Here is a 13931-nt window from a genome sequence, read left to right on the forward strand (position 1 = left end):
GTCCGCAGGACGGGATCCTGCACCGCCGGTGCGCCGCTGCCCGGACACGCGGACGGGTGCTCACCGCGCCGGCGGCGGGAACGTGATATGCAATATCGACGCAGGTGAGCGCCGTGCCGGAGGGGGCATTCGGACGCTCCGGCGTGCGCGCGGCGCGGCGCCGCGCCGGCCCGATCGGGGACCTTCGACGGACCCTCCCTGGGCACATGGCCTGCGCAAGGGCTAGGTTCTACGTGAATGTTCGGAAGAATCGCGTTGATCTGAGCTTGAGAGGGATCCTTCGTGCCCGCTGAGAATGACACCCGACCCACCCTCAGCTACCCCGGTGGCGAGCACACAATGTCTATCGCCAAGGCGACGGAAGGCAACGACGGCATCGAGCTGGGCAAGCTCCTTGCAGAGACCGGGTACACCACCCTTGACCCCGGTTTCGTCAACACCGCCTCCACCACGTCGGCCATCACCTTCATCGACGGGGAGAAAGGCATCCTGCGCTACCGCGGATACCCCATCGAGCAGCTGGCGGAGAAGTCCACCTTCATCGAGGTCAGCTACCTGCTGATCTACGGCGAGCTGCCCACCGCGGAGCAGCTCGAGGTCTTCACCGACAAGATCCGCCGGCACACGCTGCTGCACGAGGATCTCAAGCGCTTCTTCGACGGCTTCCCGCGCAACGCGCACCCGATGCCCGTCGTCTCCAGCGCCGTCAACGCGCTCTCGGCGTACTACCAGGATGCGCTCGATCCCGACGACCCGGAGCAGGTGGAGCTGTCCACCATCCGGCTGATGGCCAAGCTGCCGACCATCGCGGCCTACGCCTACAAGAAGTCGGTCGGCCAGCCGTTCCTGTACCCGGACAACTCGCTGAACCTGGTCGAGAACTTCCTGCGCATGACCTTCGGTTTCCCGGCCGAGCCGTACCAGGTCGATCCCGAGATCGCCCAGGCCCTCGACATGCTGCTGATCCTGCACGCCGACCACGAGCAGAACTGCTCGACCTCCACGGTGCGCCTCGTCGGTTCGTCCGACGCCAACCTGTTCACCTCGATCTCCGGCGGCATCAACGCGCTGTGGGGCCCGCTGCACGGCGGCGCCAACCAGGCCGTGCTCGAGATGCTCGACGCGATCAAGACCGGCGGCGGCGACGTCAAGGAGTTCGTCCGCAAGGTCAAGAACAAGGAAGACGGCGTCAAGCTCATGGGCTTCGGACACCGCGTCTACCGGAACTACGACCCGCGCGCGGCGATCGTGAAGAAGACCGCCGACAGCCTGCTCGCCAAGCTGGGTGGCGACGACGATCTGCTGCAGATCGCGCAGGCCCTCGAGGAGGCCGCGCTCACCGACGACTACTTCATCGAGCGCAAGCTGTACCCGAACGTCGACTTCTACACCGGCCTGATCTACCGGGCGATGGGCTTCCCCACCCGGATGTTCACGGTGCTGTTCGCGCTCGGCCGCCTGCCGGGCTGGATCGCGCACTGGCGCGAGATGCACTCCGACCCGAGCCTCAAGATCGGCCGCCCGCGGCAGATCTACACCGGTTACACCGAGCGCGACTACAGCAGCATCGACGCGCGCTGACCCGTCCCCTACCGGAAGACCGACACATGAGTAGCAAGCCCGAGATCGAATTCCAGGAAGGCCCCGCCCCGACCGGTCTGGTCGTCAAGGACCTCACCGTCGGCGACGGCGCCGAGGCGACGCCCGGGGCCAAGGTCGAGGTCCACTACGTCGGCGTCGAGTTCGACTCCGGCGAGGAGTTCGACTCGTCGTGGAGCCGGGGCGAGTCCATCACCTTCCCGCTCAGCGGCCTGATCGCCGGCTGGCAGGAGGGCATCCCCGGCATGCGGGTCGGTGGCCGCCGTCAGCTGACGATCCCGCCGGAGATGGCGTACGGCCCGGCCGGTTCGGGGCACCGCCTCGCCGGCAAGACCCTGGTGTTCGTCATCGACCTGCTCGACGTGGAGGCCAAGCCCGAGGTGCCGGAGATCGAACCGGCCACCGGGCCGGCTCCCGCCGAACTCGTGATCGAGGACATCACCGTCGGTGACGGCACCGAGGCGCAGCCCGGTGCGGTCGTCGACGTGCACTACCACGGCGTCGAGTACGACACGAACGACGTGTTCGACTCGTCGTTCGCCCGCGGCGAGTCCGTCAAGTTCCCGCTCGGCCGCCTCATTCCCGGCTGGCAGGAGGGCATCCCCGGCATGAAGGTCGGCGGTCGCCGCAAGCTGACGGTGCCCCCGCAGCTCGCCTACGGTCCGGCCGGGTCCGGGCACCCGCTCGGCGGCAAGACCCTCGTCTTCGTCATCGACCTCCTCGGCACCGAGTAGGTCTGCGCACGGCCGGAGCCCCGCACCGCTTTTCGCGCTGCGGGGCTCCGTCGCATCCGGGGGTCCCGGTGGGTCAGTGCCGGACGAAGGGAGTGGGGGCGATGTCGCCGCTGTCGAGGAAGTGCCACTGATCGTCGCTGCGGCAGATCCGCCCGTCGAACCGGGACCCGGGGCTGCGGAACTCGGTGCGCAGGAATTTGCCGTTCCGGTCGAAATGCGTGATCGCGCAACCACGGTCGCGACGGTCGTGGCGATCGTGGTCGTCGTGGTGGTCCGAGGACGCGGCCGCCGTCCCGGCGCCGCCGAAGACGGGCAGGGCGATCAGCGCGGCGGTGACGATCAGCTTGCGGCTCTTCGACATTCGGATCTCCTGGGATCGGTGGAGGGGATGCATACGATCCTGCGCCCGCCCCGTCCCGTGTCGTAGGGACCCGAGGGGTGGAATACGGTCACCCCGCGGCGAACCGCACCGTCAGCCGCGCCCCGCCGAGCGGGCTCTCCTCTAGCCGCGCCGTACCGCCGTGCAACGCCGCCTGCTGCGCCACGAGCGCCAGGCCCAGCCCCGAACCGCCCCGGGCGGCGCCGCTGCCCCGGCGGAACCGTTCGAACACCGCGCCGCGCTCACCGGCCGGCACCCCGCGGCCGTCGTCGTCGACGGTGAGCACGGTGTCGGTGCCGTCGGCGGTGACCGCCAGCCGGATCCGGCGGGCGCGGCCGTGCCGTACCGAGTTGGCCACGGCATTGTCGACGACGAGCCGCAGCCCGCTCGGCAGCGCCCGGATCTCGCGCCCCGTCTCGCCGACCACCTCGATCTGCACGCCGGGATGCCGGCTCGTCGCGTCGGCGGCCGCGGCGTCGCAGATCTCCACCGGGTCGGTGGGCACGAAGTCCCGCGAGGTGGACAGATCACCGCGGGCGAGCCGCTCGAGGTCGTCGAGCGTGGATTCGACACGGCTCTGCATCCGGGTGAGGTCGCCGAGGATCTCGGTGCGTTCCTCGGCGCTCAGGACGTCACCGGCCGGGTCCAGGGTGGAGAGGACCTCGAGGTCGGTGCGCATCGCGGTCAGCGGGGTCCGCAGCTCGTGAGCGGCGGCGGCCGCGAAGTCCCGCGCCGTGGCGAGAGCGGCGTCGGTGGCGGCCTGGGCGCGGGCGACGTCGCTGAGCATGTCGCCGGCTGCGGCAGCGAGTTCGTCGGCCTCGCGGATGCCGGAGCGCCGCGGCTCGAGGGTGGGTGCGCGGGCCACGATCCGGCGGGTGAGGTCGACCAGGGGTCGCACGGCGCGGCCCCCGAAGATCCAGCCGAGGGCCGTCGCGACCGCGACGGCGATCGCACCGGCGACGGCGAGCTGCCGGTGCTGCTCGGTCGTGATGTCCTGCGCCTCGGCATAGGGCACCGCGACGGACAGGAGCGAGGGCAGCCGGTCGGTCGGCGCGGTGTACGTCCGGTAGGCGGTGCCGCCGAGATCGACGGTGTGGGCGCCGGGGGAGAGGGCGGGTAGTTCGGTCGGGGTGCTGCTGAGCAGCCCTCCGGATTCGGTGCGGATGGTGACGGCGAAGGCTCCGGCGTCACCCAGCGCGGGCAGGAACAGGCCGGCGGTCCCGGCATTGGCGACCAGTACCTGCGTGGCCGTCTCGAGGCGGCGGTCGAGCTGCGCGAGGTTGTTCCGGGTGATGGCCAGGGCGACGAGCACACCCAGCACCGCGACGACGAGCGTGGTGCCGAGCGCGGTGGCCGCGGCGACCCGCGCCCGCAGCGAGAAGCGGTGCGTCACGCCGCATCCCGCAGCACGAAGCCCACCCCGCGCACGGTGTGCAGCAGCCGCGGCCGCCCCCCGGCCTCGAGTTTGCGGCGCAGGTACCCGACGAACACGTCGACGACGTTGGTGTCCGCGTCGAAGTCGTAGCCCCACACGAGGGCCAGCAGCCGGTCGCGGCTCAGGACGATGCCCGCGTTGCGGGCGAGCACCTCGAGCAGTTCGAACTCGCGCTTGGTCAGCTCCACCTCGGTGCCGTCGATGCGCGCCCGGCGGCCCGCGGTGTCGAGCTCGAGCCCGCCGGCCCGGACGACGGAGCCGGCGCCGGGGGTGCCGGGCGCGCTGCGCCGCAGCATCGCCCGGATCCGTGCCACGAGCTCGGCGAGCACGAACGGCTTCGTCAGGTAGTCGTCGGCGCCGGACTCGAGTCCCGCGATGCGGTCGCCGACGGTGCTGCGGGCGCTGAGCACACAGATCGGGATGTCGTTGCCGTTCGAGCGCAGAGCGGTGACCACCCCGGTGCCGTCGAGGACCGGCATGTTCATGTCGAGCACCATCGCGTCCGGCCGCCGGCGCGCGACGACCTCGAGCGCCTGTGTCCCGGTCGCGGCGGTGAGCACGTCGAAGCCGGACAGGCGCAGCCCCCGCTGCAGGGAGGACAGGACGTCCTCGTCGTCGTCGACGACGAGGACGGTGGCTGGTTCGATCACTCCTGCATTGTGCCCGCGCCGAGCATGCCGAGGACGAGCTCGACGTAGTTGCCGGCCAGGGCGTCGACGTCGATGCGGCCGGGCTGGTACCAGCGGGCGACGTCGATGCCGAGCGACAGGATCGCCAGGGCGGTGGTCGGCACGTCCCGGACGGCGAAGGCCCCGGCCGCGATGCCGTGCTCGATCTCGGCGCGGATCACCGCATCGGTGTCGCGGCGGATCGCGGCGATCGTCCGGTAGTGCTCCGGGGTGAGGGCGTGCAGTTCGTACTGCGACACCCGGCAGACGGTGTGGTGCACCGCGTGGGTGCGGACGAAGCCGTCCACGATCGCCCGCATCCGGCCGGCCGGATCGGTGGCGGAGGTGGCGGCGGCGACGACGGCGTCGAGGACGTGCTGGTGCCCGATGCGGCTGACCTCGAACAGCACCTCCTCCTTGGACTTGAAGTGCACGTACAGCGCAGCCGGGCTCAGGCCGGCGCCGACGGAGATGTCACGGGTGGTGGTGGCGTGGTAGCCGCGGCGGGCGAAGGACTCCACGGCCGAGCCGATGAGACGACGCGCGACGTCGGATTCGACCTCGGTGAAGATGCCGGCGAGGTCGTCGGTGATGGGCGTGTCGATCATGCTGGGTTCTCTCCGTCGCCGTGCTGGTCCGTTGACATCATGCACCGTCGTTGCTCTACTAAGTGAGCGCTTAGTGAATCTGCGGCCCTGTGAAAGGAACCTCCATGCCCGCTCCCGTCCTGTCCCGGCGTGACCTCGACTTCCTGCTCTACGAATGGCTGGACGTCGAGTCGCTCACCGCACGCGGCCGGTTCGCCGAGCACTCGCGGGAGACGTTCGACGCCGTCCTCGACCTCAGTGCGGACTTGGCTACCAAGCACTTCGCGCCGCACAACAAGAAGGCGGACGCCCAGGAGCCTCGGATCGGCGCCGACGGCAGGGTCGAGATCATCCCCGAGGTCAAAGCGGCCCTGGAGCTGTTCGCCAAGGCCGGGCTCATCGGCTCCTCCTTCGACGAGGAACTCGGCGGCATGCAGTTGCCGGTCACCGTGCTGCGGGCGGCGATGGCCTGGTTCCAGGCCGCCAACGCAGGCACCTCGTCGTATCCGTTCCTCACCGTCGGCAACGCCAACCTCATCGCCACCCACGGCAGCGAGGAGCAGATCGCCACGTACGTGCCGTCGCTGCTCGAGGGCCGGTTCTTCGGCACCATGTGCCTGTCCGAGCCGCAGGCCGGCTCGTCGCTGGCGGACATCACCACCAGGGCCGTGCCGCAGGACGACGGCAGCTACCGGCTCACCGGCACCAAGATGTGGATCTCCGGCGGCGACCACGAACTGTCCGAGAACATCGTCCACCTCGTGCTCGCGAAGATCCCCGGCGGCCCGGCGGGGGTCAAGGGCATCTCGCTGTTCATCGTCCCGAAGATCCTCGTCGGCGCGGACGGGCAGCTCGGTGAGCGCAACGACGTCGCCCTCGTCGGCCTCAACCACAAGATGGGCAACCGCGGCACCACCAACACGCTGCTGAACTTCGGCGACGGCACCTTCACCCCCGCGGGCCGCGCCGGCGCCGTCGGCTACCTGCTCGGCGAGCCGCACAAGGGCCTGTCGTACATGTTCCACATGATGAACGAGGCCCGCATCGGCGTGGGATTCCTCGCCACCTCGCTCGGCTACGCCGGCTATCTGCAGTCCCTCGAGTACGCCCGCACCCGCGCCCAGGGCCGCCCCCTCGGCGACAAGGACCCGTCGTCCCAGCCCGTACCGCTGATCGAGCACGCCGACGTACGCCGGATGCTGCTCGCCCAGAAGGCCTACGTCGAGGGCGCACTGGCGCTGGGGCTGTACTGCTCGCAGCTCGTCGACGAGCAGCAGACCGCCGAGGACGAGGACGCGCGCGCCCGAGCCGGGCTGTTGCTGGACATGCTCACACCCGTCGCGAAGTCCTGGCCGTCGCAGTGGTGCCTCGAGGCGAACAGCCTGGCGATCCAGGTGCACGGGGGTTACGGCTACACCCGCGAGTTCGACGTCGAGCAGTACTACCGGGACAACCGCCTCAACCCCATTCACGAAGGCACGCACGGCATCCAGGGGCTGGACCTGCTCGGGCGCAAGGTGGTCATGCAGGGCGGGGCGGGCCTGGCGCTGCTCGGCGAGACGATCGGACGCACCGTCGCGCGTGGTACGCAGGCCGGCGGCGACGCGGCTCGCTACGCCGAGCAGTTGCAGGCGGCGGTGACGCGGGTGGGCGCCACCACCGCCCGGCTGTGGGGTACCGGCGATCCCGAACTGGCGCTGGCCAATTCGTCGGTGTACCTCGAGGCCGTCGGGCACGTGGTCGTCGCGTGGATGTGGCTCGAGCAGCTCCTCGCGGCCGGGTCCCGGGAGGGCGACTTCTACGACGGTAAGCGCGCCGCCGCCCGGTACTTCTTCGCATTCGAACTGCCGAAGACCGGTCCGCAGTTCGATCTGCTCGACAGCCTCGACCGAACCACGCTCGACGTACTGCCCACCTGGTTCTAGGAGGCGGCTGCGCCGCCGGTGTGCCTTTTGGGCGGTCAGGACCGCCCAAAAGGCACACCGGCCGCGAAGCGGCACACCGTCACTCCGCTGTCGAAGGTTCTCGTCTCGAGACGGTCGAAGCGGTGCGGCTCGAAACCGTGCCGGAACAACGGGATTCCGTCCCCGGCGACGATCGGGTGGACCTTGAGCACCAGCTCGTCGATCGCGGGCAGCAGCGCGCCGGCGAGCGAACCGCCGCCGCAGAGCCAGATGCCCAGCCCGTCTTGCTGTTTGAGGTCGCGCACGTACTCGAGCGGGTCGGTCGCGACGAGGGTCACCGTCTCGTCCGGCGCCTGCGTCATCGTCGTGGTGAACACGTACTGCTGCAGGTGCCGGTAGCCGCTCGTCCAGCCGGCGTCCCGGGCCGGCTCCCACGTGCGCCGGCCCATCACGACGGCGTCGAAGTGTTTCGGCGGCCCCTCGATGCCGAGCGGCCCGCGGGCGGGCGTCGGGATCGTCTCGGGGAACTCCTGCACCTGGTAGTGCGCGTGGTCACCTTCGAGGGGGAAGAAGTCGTAGCCCCCGGCCGGGTCGGCGATGAAGCCGTCGAGCGTGGTCGCCACGTAGTAGGTCAGTTTTCGCACGGAAGCTCCTCGCGTCGTCGACTACAACACCTGTGGTGGTCAAACTACAACAGATGTTGTGTTCGGTGCTAGGGTTTTTCCGTGGCAGCGAATCCGGAGCGCCGAGCCCAGCTCGCGGACGCCGGTCTGCGCGTACTCGGCGCGGACGGTGCCCGCAAGCTGACCCACCGCGCCGTCGACCGGGAAGCCGGGGTGCCCCTGGGCACCTGCGCGAACTACTTTCCGACACGGGACGAACTCCTCGGCGCCCTCGGCGCGCGGATCTTCGAGCGGCTCGCCCCCGAGCCGGACCGGCTCGAGTCGCTCGCCGGCCGGACCCCGGATGTCGACCTCTACGTCGACTACATGCGCTACCTCGTCGAGCGCACGACCGCCCAGCCGGACCTGACCGTCGCCCTGATGGAACTGCGCCTCGAATCCCGCCGAAGTCCCGGACTCGCCGAGGTGCTCGGCGCGACGCTCTCCCGCAACTACCGGCTCGACGTCGAGTTCAACGACGCGGCAGGACTACCCGCCACCGCGCTCGACGTCGCCCTGCTGCACTTCGCGATCGACGGGCTCCTGCTGGATCTGCTGACCACCTCGATCGGCGCCGACGCCACCCCGGACCAACTCGTCACCGCGCTCGTCACCCGGCTGCTCGCCCGGCCGGGCACCGGCCCCCTCAGCGCCCCACCCGCTCCGCGAGCAGAGTGAGCGCACGGAAGACCGTCTCGGCCAGCACCTCCTCGGGCTCGCCCGGGAAGAACTTCTCCTCGGCGTGCGTAGGCCCGCGCCCGGCCACCCCGAACCACACCGTCCCCGGCTCCTGCCCGTCCTGGCTGTCCGGGCCGCCCGCGCCCGTCACCGCCACCGCGACGTCGGCACCGAGCAGGTCGACCGTCGACTCGGCCATGGCGCGCGCCGCGGACTCGCACACCACCGGACCCTCCGGCACCCGCAGCAGCGAGTGCTTCACGTCCCGCGAGTAGGCGACGACCCCGCCCCGGAACCACTCGGCGCTGCCCGGCGCCGCGCCGAGCCGCGCGGCCAGGGCGCCGGAGGTGAGCGACTCGGCGCACGCGACGGTCAGGCCGCGGTCGGCGGCGAGTCCGCCGATCCGCTCCGCGGTGGCGCTGGACCGCGCCGAACCTTCGGGAACGTCGTCGGGCATGGGGAACTCCTTCCGCCGGATGCTGTCCGGACTGTACCGGCCGGCGTGTCGTCGCCGGCGGCAACGGGTAGCCCGCAACCATGAACTCCGAAACCTCCCGCCCGGATCCGGGCGACGGCGTCACCATGGGCGTGGAGGAGGAGTTCCTGCTCGTGGACCCGGCGTCGGGCCGTCCCACACCGGGGTTCGACGCCCTGTACGAACAGCTTCCGCAGGTGCCCGGGGTGAACTTCGTCGGCGAGTTGCACCCGACCCAGATCGAGGCGGTGGGCGGGGTGTGCCGAACCCTCGACGACCTGCGGGCCCAGCTGACCGCGTCCCGGTCCGCCCTCCACGGTGCCGCCCTCCGCTGCGGGATGCGCATTGCCGCCACCGGGGTGCCCGAACGCGACGCCGGCCCCGGCACCGTCGTCGGGACGGGGCGCCGGGCCGCCATCGCCGACCGGTACCGCGCGCTGGTCGACGACTACCATGCCTGCGGCTGCCACGTGCACGTCGGCGTCGCCGACCGGGACACCGCGGCCGCCGTGGTGAACCATCTGACCCCGTGGCTGCCCACCCTCGTCGCGCTCGGGGCCAACTCCCGGCGGCACGACGGGCGTGACACGGGATACGCGAGCTGGCGCATCGTGCAACAGAGCCGGTTTCCCGGTTTCGGCCTGCCCCCGTACCTGCGTTCGGCCCAGCACGCCGCGGACCTTGTCGCACGCCTGGTCGGCGCCGGGGTGCTGCTCGACTCGCGGATGACCTTCTGGCTTGCCCGGCCGTCGGTGCACGTGCCGACGGTGGAGATCCGCGCGGCCGACACCGCGGCCACGGTGGACGGCACGGTCGTGCAGGCCGCCCTGGTCCGGGGTCTGGTCGGCGCGGCGCTCGACGATCTGCGCCGTGGTGTCGAGGCGCAGGCCGTCGAACCGGAGGTCGGTGCGGCGGCGGTGTGGAGTGCCGCCCGGTACGGTCTCGAGGGTCCGGCGGTGGATGTGCACACCGGCGCCCGGATCCCGGCTCGGGACCTGCTCACCCGTCTGCTGGACCGCGTCGCACCGGTGCTGCGGACCCACGGTGACCTCGACGTGGTGCGCACACTCCTGCCTGTCACGTCCCGCGTACCCACCGCGTGAGCACGGTGCCGTCGTCGTCGGCGAGGATGTGGGCGGGCCGCATCGACGTCGGCGCCGTCCGCGGGGCGGTGGCGATCCGGCCCGCCGGGCCGGCGGCGAGCAGCGGCGCCAACGTCAGGCACAGGTCGTCGACCACGCCGTCGGCGATCAGCTGACCGAACAGCCGTGGCCCGCCCTCGCACAGCGCACGACTCCAGCCCGCCGCCGAGAGGGCGTCCCGCACCGCGTGCCCGTCGATCGAGTGCTCGGCGACCAGTCGCACGTCCGCACCGGCGGCGGCGAGGGCCCGGCGGCGTTCCTCCGGTGCCGTCTCGCACGTGAGGACGACCGGCGCGACGGTGGTGTCGGTGAACAAGCGGCAGTCGGGGTCGAGGTCGCACGTCGCGGTGACGACCGCGACCGGCGGAATCTCCGGCAGCCCCGCCTCGGCGCGGCGCGCGCGCAGTCCCCCGCTCGTGCGGGCGCCGCCGTAGTTCTCGCTGCGGACCGTGCCCGCGCCGACGACGATCACCTCGGCCAGCGCCCGCAACAGACCGAACACCTTCTTGTCCGACGGCGTGCCGAGCCCACCCGAGCGTCCCTCCACGGCGACGGCACCGTCGAGGGACGACACGAAGTTCACCCGCAGCCACGGGGAGGACAGGTCCGGCGGGTAGGCGTAGAGGGCCCGCAGCTCGTCGTCGTCGAGTGGACGGGCCGGGCAGGTCGGATCGTCGAGGCGCCGCATCGCTCGATCACACCACGCTCCGCCGCGGTCCGGGGGCCCGGCACACCGCACCGGCGGCGGTCGCGTGCCGGCCGTGGCGTTTGGTCCGTCCGTGCCACGGGTACATCGGGAACCATGACCGCAGATCACCGGGTCCGCGACGGGTCGGAGGCCCCGGCCGACGATTCGCGCAAGCCCGACTCGCCGACCGACCTGACCACACCGTCGTGGAAGTACGTGCTGCGCAAGACCGCTCGCGAGTTCAGTCACGATCAGTGCACCGACCTCGCCGCCGGCCTCACCTACTACGCCGTCCTGTCGCTGTTCCCCGCTCTCCTCGTGGTCGTGTCGCTCCTCGGCGTGTTCGGCCAGGGGGGGACGACGGTGGACACGGTGCTGCAACTGGTCGAGGACCTCGGGCCCACCGACGCGGTGAACACGCTGCGCGGCCCCGTCGAACAGTTGGTGCAGGCACCGACCGCGGGCCTGGCTCTGATCCTCGGTATCGCCGGCGCCCTGTGGTCGGCCTCCGGCTACGTCGGTGCGTTCGGCCGGGCCATGAACCGCATCTACGAGATCGAGGAGGGGCGACCGATCTGGAAGTTGCGGCCCTGGATGCTCCTCATCACCGCGCTCGCCCTGATCGCAATGGGCGCGACGGCGCTCATGCTCGTCGTCAGCGGTCCCATCGCCCGGGCCGTGGGAGACGTGATCGGGCTCGGCGAGACTTCGGTGATGATCTGGAACATCGCGAAGTGGCCGGTCATCCTGCTGCTCGTGATCATGATCATCGCGGTTCTGTATTACGCGACGCCGAACGTGTCGCAGCCCAAGTTCCGCTGGATCAGCATGGGCGCGACCATCGCGATCGTCACGTGGATCGTGGCGTCCCTCGCGTTCGCCTTCTACGTTTCCAACTTCGGTAGCTACAACAAGACGTACGGCTCGCTCGCCGGCGCGATCGTCTTCCTCCTGTGGTTGTGGATCACCAACCTCGCGCTGCTGTTCGGCGCGGAGTTCGACGCCGAGCTCGAGCGCGGACGTCAGTTGCAGGCCGGTATCGAGGCGGAGGAGACGCTGCAGCTGCCGCCCCGGGACACCCGCAACATCGAGAAGAACGAGGAGAAGCGGCAGGAAGACATCGAGCACGGCCGCGAACTCCGGCTCGCGCACGCCGCGTCGGGCCGCGAAGGCGCCGACGATGCGGAGGGCGACAGACCGGCCCCAGACGTCGCACGACACGGAAAGGACTCGACGATGACCGCGTCCCCCGGCGGCACGCACAGTGCCACGGACCCGAGCGAACTGTCCACCGCGCAACTGATCGAGCGGCTCAGCATTCAGGTGCCGACCCTCGTGCGCACCGAGGTCACCCACGCCCTCGACGAGGTGAAAGCCAAGGGTACCCGCGTCGGCGTGGGCGTCGGCGTCGCCGGCGCCGGGCTGATGTTGATCTACCTCGGCGTCGGCGCCCTCATCGCGACCGCGATCCTGGGGCTCGCCACCGTGCTCTCCCCGTGGCTGGCCGCGTTGATCGTCTCGTTGATCGTCCTGGCGGTCGGCGGCACCCTGGCCGCTGTCGGCGCGTCGCGGGCCAAGAACTCGGCCCCACCGGTGCCCAGCGAGACGGCGGAGAGTGTCCGCAAGGACGTGAACACCGTGAAGGAGCATGTGCGATGACCGGTCCCGAACCCGTACCGTCCGTCGAGCAGCAGCGCGCCGAGCTCGCCGCAACCGTCGACGAACTCGCGCAGCGCGTGGACGTGCCGGCACGCACCAAGGCCGCCGCCCACGAGAAGGTCGAAGCCGCCAAGCAGACCGCTGCCGAGAAACCGCAGATCGTCGCCGCTGTCGTCGGCAGCGTGGTGGCCGCGCTCGCGGTGCGGGCGGTGGTGCGGCGCCGTCGCCGACGCTGACATCCGCTCACTACACAGTCATCCGCTGCGACGACGGTCGCAGCGGATGACTGTGTGCGAAGCGGGTGTTGTCCACAGGCGGGCGTTCCATCCACAGATTCGGCCGTTCGGTGGCACGAGCGGCCCGTTCCCGTCACCGTCGCGGCACGCTGAAGCGGTGACCGAACCATTGCTGCGACGTTCCGCACTGGCCGCGGGACACACCGACGCCGAGCTGCGGCGCGCGGTGCGACGCGGGGAACTCCAGCGCCTGACCCCGGGCGTGTATCTCGACGCCGACGGCGTGCAGCTCCTCGACGACGTCGGGCGGCACCGACTGCTGGCGCGGACCGTCGGCACCGGACTCCGTCCGGCCGCCGCGATCAGCCACATCTCCGCGGCGGTCCTGCACGAATTCGACGTGTGGCAGACCGATCTCGCTCTGATCCACACCACCAACGGGCGCTCCGCCGGTGGGCGCCGGGGCCCAACGCGCTACGTGCACGCGGCGGTGCTCGGCGGCGACGTCGTGCAGCTCGACGGCGTGCGGGTCACCTCACCGGCGCGCACCGTCGTCGACCTGGCGCGAACGCTGCCCGTGGAGGAGGCCGTCGTCGTCGGGGACAGCGTGCTGCGCCGATATCCCGACCTCGACTTCCGAGCTCACTTCGACGCGCCGCGCGCGGGGATCGCCGCGGCGCGACGCGTCGTCGGGTTCCTCGACGCCCGGAGCGAAAGCCCCGGCGAGTCCCTGAGCCGGCTGCGCCTGCGCGACGCGGGTCTCCCGGCCCCGGTCCTGCAGCGGACGATCCACACCCCGGGCGGTGTGTTCGTCGCGCGCGTCGACTTCTTCTGGGAGCAGTGGGGCCTCGTCGGCGAATTCGACGGGATGGTCAAGTACGGCACCGTCGACGACGTGCGCGCCGAGAAGCACCGCGAGGACGCGCTGCGTGACCTGGGGCTGCAGGTGGTGCGGTGGACGTGGCCGGAACTGTTCCGGTTCGACGTGGTCGTGGAGCGACTCCGGCGAGCCGTCCATCGCAGCCGCTCGGCCCCCAGTCATCCGCTGTGACGATCGGAAAAGCGGATGACCGGCGGGCGAGCGG

General features: G+C 71.0%; 15 protein-coding genes and 1 pseudogene. 9 read left to right on the top strand and 7 right to left on the bottom strand.

The window, feature by feature from the left end; genetic code table 11:
* The first annotated feature begins 282 nt into the window (after positions 1–282).
* From RR3_RS06655 to RR3_RS25115, 3 genes and pseudogenes are all read left to right on the top strand, one after another.
* Complete coding sequence (locus RR3_RS06655) at positions 283–1581, top strand: citrate synthase (protein ID WP_040274279.1); 1299 nt, start codon at positions 283–285, stop codon at positions 1579–1581.
* A 26-nt stretch (positions 1582–1607) separates the two neighbouring features.
* Positions 1608–1958, top strand: a pseudogene (locus RR3_RS25110) (FKBP-type peptidyl-prolyl cis-trans isomerase); the annotation flags it as partial.
* A 21-nt stretch (positions 1959–1979) separates the two neighbouring features.
* On the top strand, positions 1980–2333 hold the full coding sequence (locus RR3_RS25115; RefSeq protein ID WP_371851027.1) for an FKBP-type peptidyl-prolyl cis-trans isomerase: 354 nt from the start codon (positions 1980–1982) through the stop codon (positions 2331–2333).
* Between the two features lie 73 nt (positions 2334–2406).
* On the opposite strand, the gene RR3_RS06665 is transcribed toward RR3_RS25115, so the two are convergent.
* From RR3_RS06665 to RR3_RS06680, 4 genes are all read right to left on the bottom strand, one after another.
* Positions 2407–2694, bottom strand: a complete 288-nt coding sequence (locus RR3_RS06665) for a hypothetical protein (RefSeq protein WP_010593137.1) — start codon at positions 2692–2694, stop codon at positions 2407–2409.
* Positions 2695–2782: 88 nt separating this feature from the next.
* The gene (locus RR3_RS06670; protein WP_010593136.1) at positions 2783–4105 is read right to left on the bottom strand and encodes a sensor histidine kinase; all 1323 of its coding nucleotides are present in this window, start codon (positions 4103–4105) and stop codon (positions 2783–2785) included.
* Entirely contained in the window at positions 4102–4797 is a 696-nt protein-coding gene (locus RR3_RS06675) for a response regulator transcription factor (protein WP_017679378.1), read from the bottom strand. The genes RR3_RS06670 and RR3_RS06675 overlap by 4 nt, the downstream gene beginning before the upstream one ends.
* Positions 4794–5423, bottom strand: coding sequence for a TetR/AcrR family transcriptional regulator (locus RR3_RS06680; protein WP_048772333.1), 630 nt, complete (start codon positions 5421–5423; stop codon positions 4794–4796). Before RR3_RS06680 ends, RR3_RS06675 begins: the two co-directional genes overlap by 4 nt.
* Positions 5424–5527: 104 nt before the next feature.
* Between RR3_RS06680 and RR3_RS06685 the strand changes: the two genes are divergently transcribed.
* Positions 5528–7327 carry an acyl-CoA dehydrogenase gene (locus RR3_RS06685; protein ID WP_017679380.1) on the top strand — a complete coding sequence of 600 codons (1800 nt, stop codon included), beginning with the start codon at positions 5528–5530 and terminating at the stop codon, positions 7325–7327.
* A 35-nt stretch (positions 7328–7362) separates the two neighbouring features.
* Here RR3_RS06685 and RR3_RS06690 read toward each other — a convergent pair whose 3' ends face one another.
* Complete coding sequence (locus tag RR3_RS06690; protein WP_017679381.1) at positions 7363–7950, bottom strand: dihydrofolate reductase family protein; 588 nt, start codon at positions 7948–7950, stop codon at positions 7363–7365.
* Positions 7951–8031: 81 nt separating this feature from the next.
* Between RR3_RS06690 and RR3_RS06695 the strand changes: the two genes are divergently transcribed.
* Positions 8032–8646, top strand: a complete 615-nt coding sequence (locus RR3_RS06695) for a TetR/AcrR family transcriptional regulator (protein WP_010593131.1) — start codon at positions 8032–8034, stop codon at positions 8644–8646.
* On the opposite strand, the gene RR3_RS06700 is transcribed toward RR3_RS06695, so the two are convergent.
* The gene (locus tag RR3_RS06700) at positions 8615–9103 is read right to left on the bottom strand and encodes a CinA family protein (protein WP_064065845.1); all 489 of its coding nucleotides are present in this window, start codon (positions 9101–9103) and stop codon (positions 8615–8617) included. The two genes, RR3_RS06695 and RR3_RS06700, sit on opposite strands and share 32 nt — an antisense overlap.
* Positions 9104–9183: 80 nt before the next feature.
* Here RR3_RS06700 and RR3_RS06705 point away from each other — a divergent pair, with 80 nt between their 5' ends.
* Positions 9184–10224 carry a carboxylate-amine ligase gene (locus RR3_RS06705; protein ID WP_010593129.1) on the top strand — a complete coding sequence of 347 codons (1041 nt, stop codon included), beginning with the start codon at positions 9184–9186 and terminating at the stop codon, positions 10222–10224.
* Here RR3_RS06705 and RR3_RS06710 read toward each other — a convergent pair.
* Positions 10199–10951 carry a pyrimidine reductase family protein gene (locus RR3_RS06710; protein WP_010593128.1) on the bottom strand — a complete coding sequence of 251 codons (753 nt, stop codon included), beginning with the start codon at positions 10949–10951 and terminating at the stop codon, positions 10199–10201. The genes RR3_RS06705 and RR3_RS06710 overlap by 26 nt on opposite strands.
* A gap of 114 nt (positions 10952–11065) precedes the next feature.
* On the opposite strand from RR3_RS06710, the gene RR3_RS06715 reads away from it, so the two are divergent.
* The 3 genes from RR3_RS06715 (at position 11066) to RR3_RS06725 (ending at position 13897) form a co-directional block, all read left to right on the top strand.
* Positions 11066–12610, top strand: a complete 1545-nt coding sequence (locus RR3_RS06715; RefSeq protein ID WP_064065844.1) for a YhjD/YihY/BrkB family envelope integrity protein — start codon at positions 11066–11068, stop codon at positions 12608–12610.
* Positions 12607–12846 carry a DUF3618 domain-containing protein gene (locus RR3_RS06720; RefSeq protein WP_010593126.1) on the top strand — a complete coding sequence of 80 codons (240 nt, stop codon included), beginning with the start codon at positions 12607–12609 and terminating at the stop codon, positions 12844–12846. The genes RR3_RS06715 and RR3_RS06720 overlap by 4 nt, the downstream gene beginning before the upstream one ends.
* 157 nt (positions 12847–13003) lie before the next feature.
* Positions 13004–13897 (top strand): hypothetical protein, encoded by an 894-nt coding sequence (locus RR3_RS06725; RefSeq protein ID WP_043822065.1) that lies wholly within the window; start codon positions 13004–13006, stop codon positions 13895–13897.
* Positions 13898–13931 lie beyond the last annotated feature (34 nt).

The organism is Rhodococcus ruber NBRC 15591, assembly GCF_001894945.1.
In the GTDB taxonomy this organism is placed as follows: Bacteria; Actinomycetota; Actinomycetes; order Mycobacteriales; family Mycobacteriaceae; genus Rhodococcus; species Rhodococcus ruber.

What these genes read in the sequence shown, in the direction of transcription:
- RR3_RS06665 (WP_010593137.1), bottom strand. Translation starts at nt 2,694, where the DNA reads ATGTCGAAGAGCCGCAAGCTGATCGTCACCGCCGCGCTGATCGCCCTG.
- RR3_RS06680 (WP_048772333.1), bottom strand. Translation starts at nt 5,423, where the DNA reads ATGATCGACACGCCCATCACCGACGACCTCGCCGGCATCTTCACCGAG.
- RR3_RS06685 (WP_017679380.1), top strand. Translation starts at nt 5,528, where the DNA reads ATGCCCGCTCCCGTCCTGTCCCGGCGTGACCTCGACTTCCTGCTCTAC.
- RR3_RS06700 (WP_064065845.1), bottom strand. Translation starts at nt 9,103, where the DNA reads ATGCCCGACGACGTTCCCGAAGGTTCGGCGCGGTCCAGCGCCACCGCG.
- RR3_RS06705 (WP_010593129.1), top strand. Translation starts at nt 9,184, where the DNA reads ATGAACTCCGAAACCTCCCGCCCGGATCCGGGCGACGGCGTCACCATG.
- RR3_RS06710 (WP_010593128.1), bottom strand. Translation starts at nt 10,951, where the DNA reads ATGCGGCGCCTCGACGATCCGACCTGCCCGGCCCGTCCACTCGACGAC.
- RR3_RS06715 (WP_064065844.1), top strand. Translation starts at nt 11,066, where the DNA reads ATGACCGCAGATCACCGGGTCCGCGACGGGTCGGAGGCCCCGGCCGAC.
- RR3_RS06720 (WP_010593126.1), top strand. Translation starts at nt 12,607, where the DNA reads ATGACCGGTCCCGAACCCGTACCGTCCGTCGAGCAGCAGCGCGCCGAG.